15 protein-coding genes are annotated in these 14,484 nt (G+C 72.0%); 8 read left to right on the top strand and 7 right to left on the bottom strand.

Features of this window, described 5'->3' with window-relative positions:
- Positions 1-190 precede the first annotated feature (190 nt).
- Positions 191-655, top strand: a complete 465-nt coding sequence (locus OG406_RS08280; protein ID WP_081220382.1) for a MarR family winged helix-turn-helix transcriptional regulator — start codon at positions 191-193, stop codon at positions 653-655.
- 21 nt (positions 656-676) lie between these two features.
- Here OG406_RS08280 and OG406_RS08275 read toward each other — a convergent pair whose 3' ends face one another.
- Complete coding sequence (locus OG406_RS08275) at positions 677-1,471, bottom strand: DUF3048 domain-containing protein (protein WP_406362145.1); 795 nt, start codon at positions 1,469-1,471, stop codon at positions 677-679.
- On the opposite strand from OG406_RS08275, the gene OG406_RS39405 reads away from it, so the two are divergent.
- Positions 1,458-1,802, top strand: coding sequence for a hypothetical protein (locus tag OG406_RS39405; protein WP_388695795.1), 345 nt, complete (start codon positions 1,458-1,460; stop codon positions 1,800-1,802). The two genes, OG406_RS08275 and OG406_RS39405, sit on opposite strands and share 14 nt — an antisense overlap.
- A gap of 37 nt (positions 1,803-1,839) precedes the next feature.
- On the opposite strand, the gene OG406_RS08270 is transcribed toward OG406_RS39405, so the two are convergent.
- Positions 1,840-2,910 carry an ATP-dependent DNA ligase gene (locus OG406_RS08270; RefSeq protein WP_329185013.1) on the bottom strand — a complete coding sequence of 357 codons (1,071 nt, stop codon included), beginning with the start codon at positions 2,908-2,910 and terminating at the stop codon, positions 1,840-1,842.
- A gap of 74 nt (positions 2,911-2,984) precedes the next feature.
- Here OG406_RS08270 and ligD point away from each other — a divergent pair, with 74 nt between their 5' ends.
- Together ligD and OG406_RS08260 are read left to right on the top strand one after the other, a co-directional pair.
- Positions 2,985-4,016, top strand: coding sequence for a non-homologous end-joining DNA ligase (gene ligD / locus OG406_RS08265; RefSeq protein ID WP_164371430.1), 1,032 nt, complete (start codon positions 2,985-2,987; stop codon positions 4,014-4,016).
- A 204-nt stretch (positions 4,017-4,220) separates the two neighbouring features.
- A complete protein-coding gene (locus OG406_RS08260; RefSeq protein ID WP_329185011.1) occupies positions 4,221-5,255 on the top strand; it encodes a LacI family DNA-binding transcriptional regulator in 1,035 nt (344 codons plus the stop codon).
- A gap of 154 nt (positions 5,256-5,409) precedes the next feature.
- On the opposite strand, the gene OG406_RS08255 is transcribed toward OG406_RS08260, so the two are convergent.
- Positions 5,410-6,201: a VOC family protein gene (locus OG406_RS08255; RefSeq protein ID WP_164371518.1), complete on the bottom strand. Its 792-nt coding sequence runs from the start codon at positions 6,199-6,201 to the stop codon at positions 5,410-5,412.
- Between the two features lie 272 nt (positions 6,202-6,473).
- Between OG406_RS08255 and OG406_RS08250 the strand changes: the two genes are divergently transcribed.
- Positions 6,474-6,719, top strand: coding sequence for a WhiB family transcriptional regulator (locus OG406_RS08250; RefSeq protein ID WP_179165336.1), 246 nt, complete (start codon positions 6,474-6,476; stop codon positions 6,717-6,719).
- A 243-nt stretch (positions 6,720-6,962) separates the two neighbouring features.
- Here the strand turns inward: OG406_RS08250 and OG406_RS08245 are convergent, their stop codons facing one another.
- From OG406_RS08245 to OG406_RS08235, 3 genes are all read right to left on the bottom strand, one after another.
- Complete coding sequence (locus OG406_RS08245) at positions 6,963-7,940, bottom strand: acyl-ACP desaturase (protein WP_164371428.1); 978 nt, start codon at positions 7,938-7,940, stop codon at positions 6,963-6,965.
- Positions 7,941-8,168: 228 nt separating this feature from the next.
- Complete coding sequence (gene ddaH, locus OG406_RS08240) at positions 8,169-8,945, bottom strand: dimethylargininase (protein WP_329185007.1); 777 nt, start codon at positions 8,943-8,945, stop codon at positions 8,169-8,171.
- 125 nt (positions 8,946-9,070) lie between these two features.
- Positions 9,071-10,705 (bottom strand): ABC-F family ATP-binding cassette domain-containing protein, encoded by a 1,635-nt coding sequence (locus OG406_RS08235; RefSeq protein ID WP_266851285.1) that lies wholly within the window; start codon positions 10,703-10,705, stop codon positions 9,071-9,073.
- A 303-nt stretch (positions 10,706-11,008) separates the two neighbouring features.
- Between OG406_RS08235 and OG406_RS08230 the strand changes: the two genes are divergently transcribed.
- On the top strand, positions 11,009-11,689 hold the full coding sequence (locus tag OG406_RS08230; RefSeq protein ID WP_164371425.1) for a GOLPH3/VPS74 family protein: 681 nt from the start codon (positions 11,009-11,011) through the stop codon (positions 11,687-11,689).
- A 118-nt stretch (positions 11,690-11,807) separates the two neighbouring features.
- Positions 11,808-12,644, top strand: coding sequence for an isocitrate lyase/PEP mutase family protein (locus OG406_RS08225; protein ID WP_329185006.1), 837 nt, complete (start codon positions 11,808-11,810; stop codon positions 12,642-12,644).
- 15 nt (positions 12,645-12,659) lie between these two features.
- Here OG406_RS08225 and OG406_RS08220 read toward each other — a convergent pair whose 3' ends face one another.
- Positions 12,660-13,076 carry an SsgA family sporulation/cell division regulator gene (locus tag OG406_RS08220; protein WP_081220391.1) on the bottom strand — a complete coding sequence of 139 codons (417 nt, stop codon included), beginning with the start codon at positions 13,074-13,076 and terminating at the stop codon, positions 12,660-12,662.
- 290 nt (positions 13,077-13,366) lie between these two features.
- Here OG406_RS08220 and OG406_RS08215 point away from each other — a divergent pair, with 290 nt between their 5' ends.
- Complete coding sequence (locus tag OG406_RS08215; RefSeq protein WP_387107190.1) at positions 13,367-14,452, top strand: WD40/YVTN/BNR-like repeat-containing protein; 1,086 nt, start codon at positions 13,367-13,369, stop codon at positions 14,450-14,452.
- Positions 14,453-14,484 lie beyond the last annotated feature (32 nt).

The following is a 14,484-nucleotide window of genomic DNA, read 5'->3' as shown; positions in this document are numbered from 1 at the left end:
TTATTTCTCCGAGGTTTCCCACACGCTGCCACCGCGGCTCCCGGACGTCAATACCCGGCGTGGGAGCGCCGTTGTGATGCGTTCGCACGGTGGGACAGGGGTGGACGGGCGGGGTATCGTTCAGTACACAGACGATTCATTACGTGGTGGCGCGTGGCCGGAAGCGCGTACCGGAACCCGAGGAGCGCACATGGCCGCGGTGGATCTCTCCACCCACCCCGGGCACCTGGCCCGGCGACTCCAGCAGGCCCACTACCTGCTGTGGAACACGATGGTCTCCGAGGAGATCACCTCGCCCCAGTTCGCCGTCCTGAACGCGCTGGTGGCCGAGCCCGGCCTCGACCAGCGCACGGTGGGGGAGCGCGTCGGGCTCGACCGGTCCACCATCGCCGAGGTCATCAGCCGGCTCGGGCGCCGCGGACTGCTCGACAAGGTGCGCGACCCGCAGGACGGCCGGCGCTTCCTGCTCCGGCTCACCGACGAGGGGCTGCGCACCCACCGCAGGCTGACCGTGCGCACCGCGCGGATGAACCAGGTCTTCCTCGGTCCGCTCTCCGCCGCGGAACAGACCCTCTTCTTCGACCTCATCCAGCGGGTCGCGGACGCCGCCGAGGGACTCCGCAACCCCGCGGAACCCCTCGGCGCCCGGCAGTAACGGCCCGCCCGACGTCTCCGCTCACGCCTTGGCGAAGACGACCCAGACCTGTCCGCGGGCGAAGTTCATCGGCGCGCCGTCCGGCGTCGTGAAGTCCGTCCCGCGCGACGCTTCGGACCGGTTCCAGTCGGCGTCGTACGCCCGGCCGTCGCGCAGCACCGTCGCGGTGCCCGAACCGACCGACTCGGTGTACGGCGTGTTGTTGCCGAGGACGTCGTGGTACGTGGACGAGCGCACCTTGACGTACTGGATGACGACCGTCGCCGGCGCGACCGAGGTGCCCTCCGTGGTGACGGTCGGCGTGCCGTCCATGGCCACCGTCCAGCGCTTGCGCTCGGCGGACCAGGTGAAGGTGAACCGGGCCGACGGGAACTTCACCGTACGGGAGGTCTCGGGGGTCCCCCCGGCGGGCGGCGAGCCGAAGCGGAAGCCCGTGCTGAGCGCGGCGTCGCCCGGCGCGTCCCCGACGAGCCGCTGCGGGCGCAGATAGAGGTTGTGCGGCGCGGCCTTGTCGTTGCCCCGGTACCAGGCGTCCGGCACCTTCCCCGGAAGCTGCGGGTGCAGCGGCGCCTTGTCGATCAGCGGCAGCAGTTTGTGCTGGGCCCCCGAGAAGGCGAGCGTCGGCTCGTCGAACTGTCTCAGCAGCTCCAGATCCGACTCACGGGCGCTGCGCACCGGGCCGACGGCCTTCGGGAAGGTGCTCGCGAACACGGCCATCAGCCGGCTCAGACCGCCTTCCACCTGCTCCGCGTACACCACGTCCGCCGCGTCGAGGCCGGTCTGCGGACGGGCCGCGGCCACGTTGTCGATCTTCACCGCGAGCACCGAACCGGTCCTCGCGCTGGGGCTCGCGCTGTCGCTCGGACCGGTGCTCGGCACCCGGGCCCTGCCGTCGTCGGTCGGGCCGCCGCCCCTGCCGTCCCCCGCGGTGCAGCCCGTCATCAGGGAGCCCGTCACCGTGACGGCCAGCAGTGCCGCCGTCCATGCGCCGCGCCGCGTCCGCACCATCTTTCGCATGCCCACCGTGCCACCCGTCTCGTACCGTCGATTGTGCGTTCATCAGTTCATCGGTGGCCATACCCGATCGTTTCTGATTGCGCGCGTCGACTGGGCCGATCGGCTCAGCGAGATGATCGGGGGAGAGTGAAGCGGAACCGCGGAGGCCCCCGTTCCGCGTCCCGCGGTCAGCCCTGCGGCCCGAAGATCTCCGCCAGGTCGTAGCCCACCGGCTCCTCCAGTTGTCCGTACGTGCAGCTCTCCGCGGTCCGGTCCGGGCGCCATCGGCGGAACCGGGCGGTGTGCCGGAACCGGGCGCCGTTCTCCATGTGGTCGTACGCCACCTCCGCCACCCGCTCGGGCCTGATCGGCACCCACGACAGGTCCTTCTTCCCCGACCACCTGCTCGGCGCGCCCGGCAGCCGTGCCGACTCGTGCGCGGACTCCTCGGCCCAGGCCGCCCACGGATGCTCCGAGGCGTCCTCCAGACGCAGCGGCTCCAGCTCCTCCACCAGCTCCGCGCGCCGCTTCATCGTGAACGCGGCGCTCACCCCCACGTGCTGGAGCGTGCCCCGGTCGTCGTACAGACCGAGCAGCAGCGACCCGACGACCCGCCCGCTCTTGTGGAAGCGGTACCCGGCGACGACGACGTCCGCCGTCCGCTCGTGCTTGATCTTGAACATGGCCCGCTCGTCCCGCAGGTACGGCGACGTGAGCGGCTTGGCGACCACCCCGTCGAGACCCGCGCCCTCGTACTGCTCGAACCACCGCTGCGCCACCTCGCGGTCCCTGGTCGCCGGCGCCAGGTGCACCGGCGCGGTCACGCCGGACAGGGCCGTCACCAGCAGGGCCCGCCGGTCGCCCAGCGGGACGTCCAGGAGCGACTCGTCGGCCAGGGCCAGCAGGTCGAACGCCACGAAGGAGGCCGGAGTGCGCTCGGCGAGCGTCCTGACCCGTGAGTCCGCCGGGTGGATCCGCTCGGTGAGCGCGTCGAAGTCGAGCCGGCCGTCCCGGGCGATCACGATCTCGCCGTCCATCACGCAGCGCTCCGGCAGCCGATCGAGCAGCGCCTCGACCAGCTCCGGGAAGTACCTGGTCAGCGGCTTGCCGGTGCGGCTCCCGATCTCCAGCTCCGCGCCGTCCCGGTAGACGATGGCCCGGAAACCGTCCCACTTGGCCTCGTAGTGCATGTCCGGCGGGATCTTCGCGACGGACTTGGCGAGCATCGGCTTCACGGGCGGCATCACCGGCAGGTCCATGCTCCGATTCTCCGCGCAACCGCGGGCATCCGCCCGGTGTGCGGGGCCACGGCACTGCGCCTACCGTGGCTCGCATGGGCGATGCGGTGGAACTCGAGGCAGCCGGCAGGACCGTACGTCTGTCCAGTCCGGGCAAGATCTTCTTCCCGGAGCGCGGCTTCACGAAGCTGGACCTCGCCCAGTACTACCTGGCCGTCGGTGACGGCATCCTGCGCGCCCTGCGCAACCGCCCCACCACCCTGGAGCGCTATCCCGACGGCGTGGCGGGCGAGTCCTTCTTCCAGAAGCGGGCGCCCAAGAACATGCCCGACTGGATCCCCACCGCCCACATCACCTTCCCCAGCGGGCGCAGCGCCGACGAGATGTGCCCCACCGAGCCGGCCGCCGTCCTCTGGGCCGCGCAGTTCGGCACGCTCACCTTCCATCCGTGGCCGGTGCGCCGCGACGACGTCGACCGGCCCGACGAACTCCGCATCGACCTCGACCCGCAGCCCGGCACCGACTACACGGACGCGGTCCGCGCCGCCCACGAGCTGCGCCAGGTGCTCCACGACTACGGCGACCTGCGCGGCTGGCCCAAGACCTCCGGGGGCCGCGGCCTCCACGTCTTCGTGCCGATCCAGCCGCGCTGGACCTTCACACAGGTACGCCGGGCGGCCATCGCCGTCGGCCGCGAACTCGAACGCCGGATGCCCGACCACGTCACCACCGCCTGGTGGAAGGAGGAGCGGGGCGAGAAGATCTTCGTGGACTACAACCAGACCGCGCGGGACCGCACCATCGCCTCCGCCTACTCCGTGCGCCCCCGGCCGCACGCGCCCGTCTCCGCGCCGCTGCGCTGGGACGAGGTGGACGACGCCCGGCCGCGCGACTTCGACCTGGCGACGATGCCGGTCCGCTTCGCCGAACTCGGCGACGTGCACGCCGACATGGACGATCACGCCTTCTCGCTGGAGGCCCTGCTGGAGCTCGCGAGCCGCGACGAGCACGACCACGGCCTCGGTGATCTCCCGTATCCGCCCGAGTACCCGAAGATGCCGGGCGAGCCGAAGCGGGTCCAGCCGAGCCGCGCCCGGCACGAGGACGCGGAGCCGCCGGGCGCCTGAGCGGCCCCCGCCCGACGCGATCGACGCGACGGGAGTGGCCGCCTGGGCGGGCGTCTCGGACCGCCCGTCGCGGCCGCCGGGAGTGCCGCCCTCGTCGGCGGCGCGGAACGGCCGCCCCGCACAGCGCGGTTCGCCGTGATCCGCACGGCACCCCCGGTCGCGGCGCGGCTATCCTGATCCGCATCCGCCGAGGAGGTGCCCCGCATGACCGAGACCGTGTCGCGCCCCACGCTGGAGGCCGTGGCCGCGCGGGCCGGGGTCTCCCGGGCCACCGTGTCCCGGGTGGTGAACGGCGGCGACGGAGTGCGAGAACCCCTCGTGGAGCGGGTGCGCCGCGCCGTCGAGGAACTCGGCTACGTGCCGAACCAGGCCGCGCGCAGCCTGGTCACCCGCCGCCACGACGCCGTCGCCGTCGTGATCGCCGAACCGGAGACCCGGGTCTTCGCGGACCCCTTCTTCGCCCACCAACTCCGCGGTATCAGCAAGGAACTGACGGCGCACGACTCGCAACTCGTGCTGCTGCTGACGGAGGGCCGCGACGACCACGCGCGCGTCGCCCGCTACCTCGCCGGCGGCCACGTCGACGGAGCACTCGTCTTCTCGCTGCACCTCGATGACCCGCTGCCCGGTCTGATCCACGGGGCGGGCGTGCCCACCGTGTTCGGCGGGCGGCCCGACTGGGGCGGGAGCGACCGGGAGTCGGTGTACGTCGACTGCGACAACCGGGGTGGTGCCCGCGAGGCCGTTCGCCACCTCGTCGGCCTCGGCCGCACCCGCATCGCCCACATCACCGGCGCCCTCGACCAGACCTCCGCCGTCGACCGCCTCGACGGCTTCCGGGACGTCGTGGGCGAGGTCGACCCGGCGCTCGTGGCGGAGGGCGACTTCACGCCCTCCGGCGGCGAACGCGCGATGCGGGAACTCCTGGAGCGCCGCCCGGACGTGGACGCCGTGTTCGTGGCGAACGACCTGTCGGCCCTCGGCGTGCTGCGCGTCCTGCGCGAAGCCGGGCGGCGCGTCCCCGAGGACGTCGCCGTGATCGGCTTCGACGACATGCTGCCGATCGCCGAGCAGACGGACCCGCCGTTGACGACGGTCCGTCAAGACATAGAGGAGATGGGCCGGTTGATGGCCCGGCTGCTGATCCGCGGCCTGGAGGGCCGGACGGGGACGGACACCGACCCCGAACGCTCCGGTGTCGTCCTGCCGACCACCGTGGTGGTCCGCGGCTCGGCGTGATCCGACCGGAACGGCTCCGATCGGACCGCCCGACAGGCCGCCGGGCGCGGATTCCGGCGGCGGCCGAACGCGCGAGGGCCGCCCTGGAACCCACCGGGGACGGCTCCCCTCGCGCGGATCCGCGACCGCGGTTCGAGTCCCTCCCGGCGCCGGATCAGCCCTGCTGCTGAGCGCTCTTGATCACCGCGAAGCGCGCCCCGTACGGATCCGTGAGCCGGGCGGCGCGGCCGACGCCCTCCATGTCGGTCGCGGGCATCCGCACCGTGCCGCCGAGTTCCTGGGCCTTCGCGACCACGGTGTCCGTGTCGGCGACCTCGATGTACGGCAGCCAGTACGCCCCGGAAGCGGCCTCGACCGGGTCGTCGGCGAGCGGGACGATGCCACCGAACATGTCCTCCGCCTCCGAACCGGCGGGATTGACGCAGGTGTAGACGCCGCCGGGGAACGGGGCCGCCGAAGTCTCCCAGCCGAACACCGCGTTGTAGAACGCGGCGGCCGCCGGGAGGTCCGGGGTGTACAGCTCGACCCAGCACAGCGAACCCGGGTCCGTGGCGAGCCCCAGGCCCTTGGTGCGGGCCGGCTGCCAGATGCCGAAGTGCACGCCCGCCTTGTCGCCGAGCATCGCCATGTGGCCCTCGCCCATCACGTCCATGGGCGGCATCAGTACGGCGCCCTTCGCCTGTTCCACCGCCTTGGCCGTGGACTCGGCGTCCGCGCTCTGGAAATACACGTTCCAGGACGGCGGTCCCTGCTCGGGGGTGGTCTGCATGCCGCCGGCGACGGTCTTCCCGTCGATCTGGAAGAAGCCGTAACCGCCGGCGTCGGGTCCCGCCGACGTGAACTGCCAGCCGAACAGGGCTCGGTAGAAGGAGATGGCGCCGTCGAGGTCGGATGTGCCTACGTCCAGCCAGTTCGGCGAGCCGTTGACGAAACGGGTGGTGAGCATCATTGCCCTCCTTTGAGGGGTCCCGCTGCCTTTGGTACCGAGTCTTCCACCGCCCGCCGACCGGCGCGGCCGGGACGCGCACTCCCGTCCCGAGACACCCGCGCCATTACGCTCGGTGTCCGGGCGGATTCGCATGGTTCGCCTCGTCCCCCGCGCGCCGCCGTGCTCAGGACCGTCCCGCGGGGGCATCATCGGGGCCGCCGGGGGCGTCGGAACGCCGCGTTGATCCCGCGTTGATCGAACGTTTTTCGCGGCGGGGCACGATCCTGAGCATGCCCATGGAAACGATCACTCCGTCCGACATCGCCTGGCAGCAGCAGGCGCTGTGCGCGCAGACGGGGGCGGACTTCTTCTTTCCCGAGCCCGGCAGTTCGGTGCGCGAGGCGAAGCGCATCTGCGGGATGTGCGACATGCGGTCCGCCTGCCTCGACTACGCGCTGAGCAACGACGAACGCTTCGGCGTCTGGGGAGGACTCTCCGAGAAGGAGCGCCTCGGTCTGCGCCGCGCCCGAGAATGACGGAGCACGGGCCCGGCCGGCGTCGCCGCCGTACGCAGTGTGCACCGCACGGCGTACCGCGAGGACGAACAGGCCTGACCGCACATGGGATTGACGGCTCTCGGCGGCGAACACCCCAGCCCTGACCGGCCGGTGACCCCCTGGACATGCGAGAACCCCCGCCTCGCGGACCCTGTGCGAGCAGGGTCGGGAGACGGGGGTCTAACGCGGGACACGTCCGGGGACGTGGGGCCGCGCGGGGACCTATGCGGTCGCGCGGGCCGCCATGCGGGCCTTGCGGGCCGCGAGCTTCTCGTCGAACTTCGACGCCTCGGCGTCGAGGCCGCCCATGAAGAAGCCGAGCTCCTCCTGGGCCTGGAGACCCTCGGGGCCCAGACCGTCGATCTCCAGCACCTTCAGGTGACGCAGCACCGGCTGCAGCACGTCGTCGTGGTGGATACGCATGTTGTAGACCTCGCCGATGGCCATCTGCGCGGCCATTCGCTCGAAGCCGGGCATGCCGTGACCGGGCATCCGGAAGTTGACCACGACGTCCCGCACGGCCTGCATGGTCATGTCGGGGGCGAGCTCGAACGCGGCCTTCAGGAGGTTGCGGTAGAAGACCATGTGCAGGTTCTCGTCGGTCGCGATGCGCGCCAGCATGCGGTCGCAGACCGGGTCGCCCGACTGGTGGCCGGTGTTGCGGTGCGAGATACGGGTCGCCAGCTCCTGGAACGCGACGTACGCGACGGAGTGCAGCATCGAGTGGCGGTTGTCCGACTCGAAGCCCTCGCTCATGTGCTGCATGCGGAACGCCTCGAGCTGGTCCGGGTCCACGGCGCGCGAGGCGAGCAGGTAGTCGCGCATCACGATGCCGTGCCGGCCCTCCTCCGCGGTCCAGCGGTGCACCCAGGTGCCCCAGGCGCCGTCCCGGCCGAAGAGGGAGGCGATCTCGTGGTGGTAGCTCGGGAGGTTGTCCTCGGTCAGGAGGTTGACGACCAGCGCGATGCGGCCGATCTCGGTGACCTTGGACTGCTCCTTGTCCCAGGCCTCGCCGTCCTCGAAGAGGCCGGGGAAGTTCCGGGCGTCGCTGAACGGCACGTACTCGTGCGGCATCCAGTCCTTGGCCACCTTCAGGTGGCGGTTGAGCTCCGTCTCGACCACTTCCTCCAACGCGTACAGCAGGCGTGCGTCGGTCCAGGCGGCTGACGGGCTGCCGAGGTGAGGAGAAGTGATCGTCACGGTTGCTCCAGAGGGGGACGGGGACTACGACGAGCGGAGAAGCCAACCTACGGCATCGTAGGCTACGTATCCGTAGGTTACGTTGCCGTAGGTTAAGGACTCCGTAAAGAGCGCTGATCAGCAGGGTTTTCGGGGTGATCGCTCACTCCCTGGAACCCTCCGGAAGCGCTCCGAAGGCGCTCCGGAAGCGCAGGTCCGCGGGTACCCACGAGCGTCTCGATCACCCGGTCAGGTGTACAGCTCCCGGAACCGGACCGAGAGGCATGTCACACATCCTTCGAGCTTCTCGAACTCGCTGATGTCGACAAGGACCGGCGTGTGTCCGAGATCCGCGAGCAGGTCCGCGGTCCTCGGAGCACTCCCGGCCATCAGGAGCCTCCCGCCGCCCAGCAGCACCACGTGCGCCCCGGACTCCTCCGGTACCGGCAGGAAGCGCGGGAAGAGGGCGGGGGAGTCCACCAGGGGCTCGTACCCGATCACCGTTCCGTCGGGCAGCGCGGTGACCGCCGACTTCAAGTGGAGCACCGTGCTGACGGGGACGGCCACCACGCGCGCCCCGAGCGGTTCGAAGACGGCGCGCAGCTGCCCCACGCCGGACGCGTTGGTCCGCCCGCCCCGGCCGACGTAGATCGTGTCGCCGACCTTCAGGACGTCGCCCCCGTCGAGGGTGCCCGGTTCCCGGATCCGGTTCACCGAGCAGCCCAGGCGCTTTACGGCCTCCTCGACCCCGGCGGTCTCGCCGCGCCGGGACCGCGCGCCGGAGCGGGCGATCAGGGCGACGTTGCGGAAGACGACGACGGCGTCCTCGACGAACACCGCGTCCGGGCAGTCGTCGGCCGGGTCGGCCTCGACGGTCTCCCAGGCGTGCTGGCGTAGCGCCTCGACGTACGCCTCCCACTGCGCGACCGCCCGGTCGACGTCGACCGGGGTGCGCTCGACGTGCGTCACCAGCCCCTCGGCGAGGCGGGGGCCGGGACGGCGTACGAGCGCTTTGCGGCTGGGCACGGGCAGGTCTCCGATGTCGGCAGGGGGTCGTCGGCGCACAGGTGGCGCACGCGGAGCGCGCGAAAGCCCCCAGCTTCACGTCGTGCACCGTCCCGTCCGACGCTAGGCGGCCCCCGCCGTCCGCACTAGAAGGGATACCCGACAGTTTCCGGAGCGATTTCTTTCAGTTCTCCTCCTTCCAGCAGCAGCCGGCGCGTGATGCCGATCGACTCCAGGAACGGCATGTCGTGGCTGGCGACGACGAGCGCGCCCTCGTAGGACTCCAGGGCGCTGGTGAGCTGGCGGACGCTCGCCATGTCGAGATTGTTCGTCGGCTCGTCGAGCATCAGCAGCTGCGGCGCGGGCTCGGCCAGCATCAGGGCCGCGAGCGCCGCCCTGAAGCGTTCGCCGCCGGAGAGCGTCGCCGCCCGCTGGTCGGCCTTCGCCCCCTTGAACAGGAAGCGCGCCAGCCGCGCCCGGACGCGGTTGTTGGTGGCCGTCGGCGCGTACCGGGCGACGTTCTCGGCGACGGTCAGCTCGTCGTCGAGGACGTCGAGGCGCTGCGGCAGGAAACGCAGGGGCACATGGGCCCGGGCCTCACCGGACACGGCGTCCAGTTCCCCCGCGATCGTGCGCAGGAGCGTCGTCTTGCCCGCTCCGTTGCGCCCGATCAGCGCGATCCGCTCCGGGCCGCGCAGGTCGAACATGCCGTCCACCCGCGCGCCGTACCGCAGCTCCAGCTGTTCGAGCGTGAGGACGGTGCGTCCCGGCGGTACGGCCGTGTGGGGCAGATCGACGCGGATCTCGTCGTCGTCCCGTACGGCCTCCACCGCCTCGTCGAGACGGTCCTTCGCCTCGCTGAGTCTCTCCTCGTGCATGATGCGGTGCTTGCCCGCGGACTCCTGCGCCGACCGCTTGCGTGCCCCCATGACGATCTTCGGTTCGCGCTTCTGGTCGTTCATCTTCTGCCCGTACCGCTTGCGCCGGGCCAACTTGACCTGAGCATCGACCAGTTCGCGCTTCTGCTTCTTCAGGTCGGACTCGGCGACGCGCACCATGCGCTCAGCCGCCTCCTGCTCGCCGGCGAGGGCCTCCTCGTACGCCGAGAAGTTCCCGCCGTACCAGGTGACCCCGCCGGAGTGCAGGTCGGCGATCTGGTCGACCAGATCCAGGAGTTCGCGGTCGTGACTGACCACGACCATGACGCCGGACCAGGCCTCGACGGCCGCGTAGAGCCGCTGCCGCGCGTACAGGTCGAGGTTGTTGGTGGGTTCGTCGAGGAGGAGGACGTCGGGGCGGCGCAGGAGCAGGGCCGCCAGGCGCAGCAGCACCGACTCGCCGCCGGACACCTCGCCGATGGTGCGGTCCAGGTCGACGTGTCCGAGGCCGAGTTCACCGAGGGTGGCCAGGGCCCGTTCCTCCACGTCCCAGTCGTCGCCCACGACGTCGAAGTGTTCCTCGGCCGCGTCGCCGGACTCGATCGCGTGCAGGGCGGCCCGCTGAGCGGCGATGCCGAGCGCCTCGTCGACCCGCAGGCCCGTGTCGAGCGTGACGCTCTGCGGCAGATGGCCGATCTCGCCCGCGACCCGGACGGTGCCGTCGGCCGGGGTGAGTTCCCCGGCGATCAGCTTCAACAGCGTCGATTTTCCTGATCCGTTGACTCCGACGAGACCGGTCCTGCCCGGTCCGAACGCGATCTGGAGGTCGTCGAAGACATCGGTGCCGTCAGGCCAGGCGAAGGACAGGGAGGTGCACGTGATGGAGGTGGGGGAGGTTGACATGAGGGCCTCGCGGTTGCTGGAAACGGTCGGGGGTACGCGTTCGGGACACCGCGAGGCGACGACGATCCAGTTCGGAGGAGAGCAGACAAAGGGCCCTGCGCCGAAGGACGGCTCGAACGCCGAGGTCGCACGCTGCGCACACGGAAGCCGGACAGAACCGACTGCGTGTGACGCGGTGTCTCAGACCTCAGACGAGCAACGTCCTTCTCCATTCGACGGCAACAGAACCGCTGTACACCGTAGGGACGGCCCCGGGGGCTGTCAAAGGATTAACGTGGCCCTCACGACACCTAAGGAGATCCCGTGCCGAACGGCTCGCTCTCGCTGCCCGCCCGGCTCTACCTCCTGGCCTGGGACACCACCAAACCCAAGGTCACCGGGTCGACCCATCTCCACCACCTGGTCCGCGCCGGTGCCCTCACCGAGCTGGCCCAGCGAGGGCTGCTCGTCGACGACGACGGCATCGTCACCCCGGTGGACCCCGACTCCCGGACCGGGGATCTGGTCCTCGACGGGCTGCTCGAACTCGTCGCGGAGTCCCGGCCCCGCAAGTGGAAGGCCTGGGTCACGCTGCGCGCCCGGGTCACCCTGGACGCCGTCCGCGCACAGCTGGCCGCCGAGGGGTACCTGCGGGCGGAGAAGAAGCGGGTCCTCGGGCTCTTCCCGTCCGTGGACTACACACTGGACCGCGTCCCCGTCGTGGACGCGCTGCGTGCCGAGGCCCGCCAGGTGCTGGAGGGGCCGGTGCCGGTCGCCGAGGTCGGGGACCGCGACGCGGCCCTCGTCGCCCTCGCCACCGCGGCCGAGCTGCGGACCCTCGCCTCGGCCAAGGAGCGCAAGCTGCACAAAGCCCGTATCGACGAACTCACCGAACGCGGCGGCGCGGCGGCCCCGGCCCTGAAGAAGGTCATCCAGGAGGTCAGGACGGCGGTCATCGTGGCGGCGACGACCGCCTCGACCACGGCGGCGACCACCGGAGGCTGAGCCGCACGGACCGGCACCCGGGCGCGCTTCGAACCGGCGTCCCCGGCAGGCGACGGGCCGCACGTCCCTGTCGGATTCCTGCCGGCCCCCGCGGTCCGGCCCGTGTTTGGCTCCTCCCATGACCACCACGGAACAGCTCCGCGCGACCGCACTCGCCTTCCGCGCCCTGCACGTCCCCGGCCGGCCCCTCGTCCTGCCGAACGCCTGGGACACCGCGAGTGCCCGGATCGTCGAGGAGGCCGGCGCGGGGGCGGTGGCGACGACGAGCGCCGGCCTCGCCTGGGACCTGGGCGCCGCCGACGGGGACGTACTCGACCGGGACCGGGCGCTGGCCGCCGTCGCGAGGATCGCGGCCGCGGTGGCCGTGCCGGTCAGCGCGGACATCGAGAGCGGCTACGCGCCCGACGCGGCGGGCGCGGGCGGCACCGTCCGCGCGGTGCTCGCGGCGGGCGCCGTGGGCGTGAACATCGAAGACGCCCTCCACGGAGAGGCTGGCGGGCCGCTGCGCCCCGTCGCCGAGCAGGCGGACCGTATCGCGGCGGCCCGCGCGGCCGCCGACGCGGCGGGCGTGCCGCTGTTCGTCAACGCCCGCATCGACACGTTCCTGCGCGGCGCGGGCGGCGTCGCGGAGACCCTGGAGCGCGCCGGGGCGTTCCTCGCCGCCGGAGCCGACGGCGTCTTCGTCCCCGGAGCCGTCGACCCGGTGACCGTCAGGGCACTCGCCGAGGGCATCGACGGGCCGTTGAACATCATGGTGGGCCCGGGCGCGCCGACCGTCGCCGAGCTGGCCGCTCTCGGGGTGGCCCGCGTCAGCGCGGGGTCGGGCGTCGCGCAGGCCGCCCACGCCCTGGTCCGTCGTGCCGCGCGGGAGCTGCTGGACACGGGAACCTACGGAGCGATGGCCGACGGGTACGACTACGGGGAGCTCAACTCCCTGCTGGGCGGCAGCCGCTGACAGGGTCTCAGCTCCTCAGCAGGTGCCCCGCATCAGCTCCGCGAGATCGTGGTCCAGGTCGACCTGGAGGTGCTCCAGACCGACCGGGACCAGCTCGGTCGTCAGCCCCAGGAAGTCCCGAACCTGTCCCGAGCGCACATGCACCACCGCGGTGCCCTCGGGGGCGTGGAACTCCAGCACGGTGCGGTCGTAGCCGTACGGCCGCACCCGTACGTCACCGAACCCCACCGCGTCGTCGAGGCCCGCCACCAGCAGTTCGCGGGCGAAGGTCCAGCAGACCTCCACGCCTTCGAGGGTCGCGGGCGCGGGGAAGGTCATGCGGACGGCGAACGGGTCGGTCCGGTCGTAGTGGAGGGTCGCGGGAATGCTCGGCATCCGCGGGGCGGCGGCGACGAGGCGGGCCTCAACGGGCTGCTCGATGACGGTGGACAACGCCTTTGCTCCCTTGTGACGACTGGACGGACTCCGGGTGGATGACGCCGGTCATTGGAAGAGACGGAAAAATGACACGGCGCGTGCACCCGTGACCCGAGTGACCTCTGTCACCGGGGTCATGCACCGGGGAGATCCACTTTCCCCGACAGCGGCCGTCCCATTCCGTCCCGTGCTCGCAGGACACCCCTGAGGACACCCGGACGGGCCCCCGAGGTTCCCGCCGGAGGCCATCTGGACGGCATCGGGCGCGTGCACTAGCTTCGCCCGCCATGAGGGGCTTGGGGAAGATGAGGCGCACGGGTCGGTCGGTCACGGTGGGTCTGAGCGTCGCCACGCTCGCCGCGGCGCTCGCGGCGGCCGTGCCCGCGCGGGCGCACGAACCGTCCCACGAGCAGGTGCGGACCCCGCACTGGGCGGTCCAGGACACAGGGACGGACGCGCGGTTCCGCGGACTGGCCGCCGTCAGCCGGAACTCCGCCTGGGTGGCCGGCTCGAAGGGCACCGTACTGCGCACCACCGACGGCGGTGCGCACTGGCGCGACGTGTCGCCGCCCGGCGCGGCCGACCTGGAGTTCCGTGACGTCGAGGCGTTCGACGCGCGGCGGGCCGTGGTCCTCGCCATCGGTGAGGGCGAGGCCTCCCGCGTCCTGCGGACCGAGGACGGCGGCGCGACCTGGACCGAGTCCTTCCGCAACACCGACGCCAAGGCCTTCTACGACTGCCTCACCTTCTTCGATCCGCGCCACGGCCTGGCGATGAGCGACCCGGTGGACGGCCGGTTCCGCATCCTGTCGACCGGCGACGGCGGCCGCTCCTGGAAGGTGCTGCCGAGCCGCGGCATGCCCGCCGCGCAGGACGGAGAGGCCGGATTCGCCGCGAGCGGCCAGTGCCTGGTCACCTCGGGGCCGCGCGACGTGTGGCTGGCCACGGGAGGGGCGGCGAGCGCGCGGGTGCTGCACTCGGCGGACCGCGGGCTCACCTGGACCGCCGCCGGCACCCCCGTGCCCGCGGGCGACCCCGCACGGGGTGTCTTCGCCCTCGCCTTCCGCGACCGGGCCCACGGGCTCGCGGTCGGCGGCGACTACCGCGCCGACCAGGCGTCGCCCCGGGCCTCCGCGGTCACCGCCGACGGCGGCCGCACCTGGACGACGGCCGACCGGCCCGTGCCCGCCTACCGCTCCGGCGTCACCTGGCTCCCGCACAGCCGCACGTCCGCGCTCGCCGTGGGCCCCACCGGCACCGACCTGACCACCGACGGCGGCCGCACCTGGCGCACCCTGGACACCGGCTCGTACGACACCGTGGACTGCACACCCGACCTGGGCTGCTGGGCCTCCGGCGAGAAGGGGCGGGTCGCCCGGCTGGAACGCTGAACGGGGCGGGTGCCGGCCGCCGGGGGAGGGGT

This window comes from Streptomyces sp. NBC_01428 (assembly GCF_036231965.1).
In the GTDB taxonomy this organism is placed as follows: Bacteria; Actinomycetota; Actinomycetes; order Streptomycetales; family Streptomycetaceae; genus Streptomyces.
This window is presented reverse-complemented; position numbering and strand designations above follow the sequence as displayed.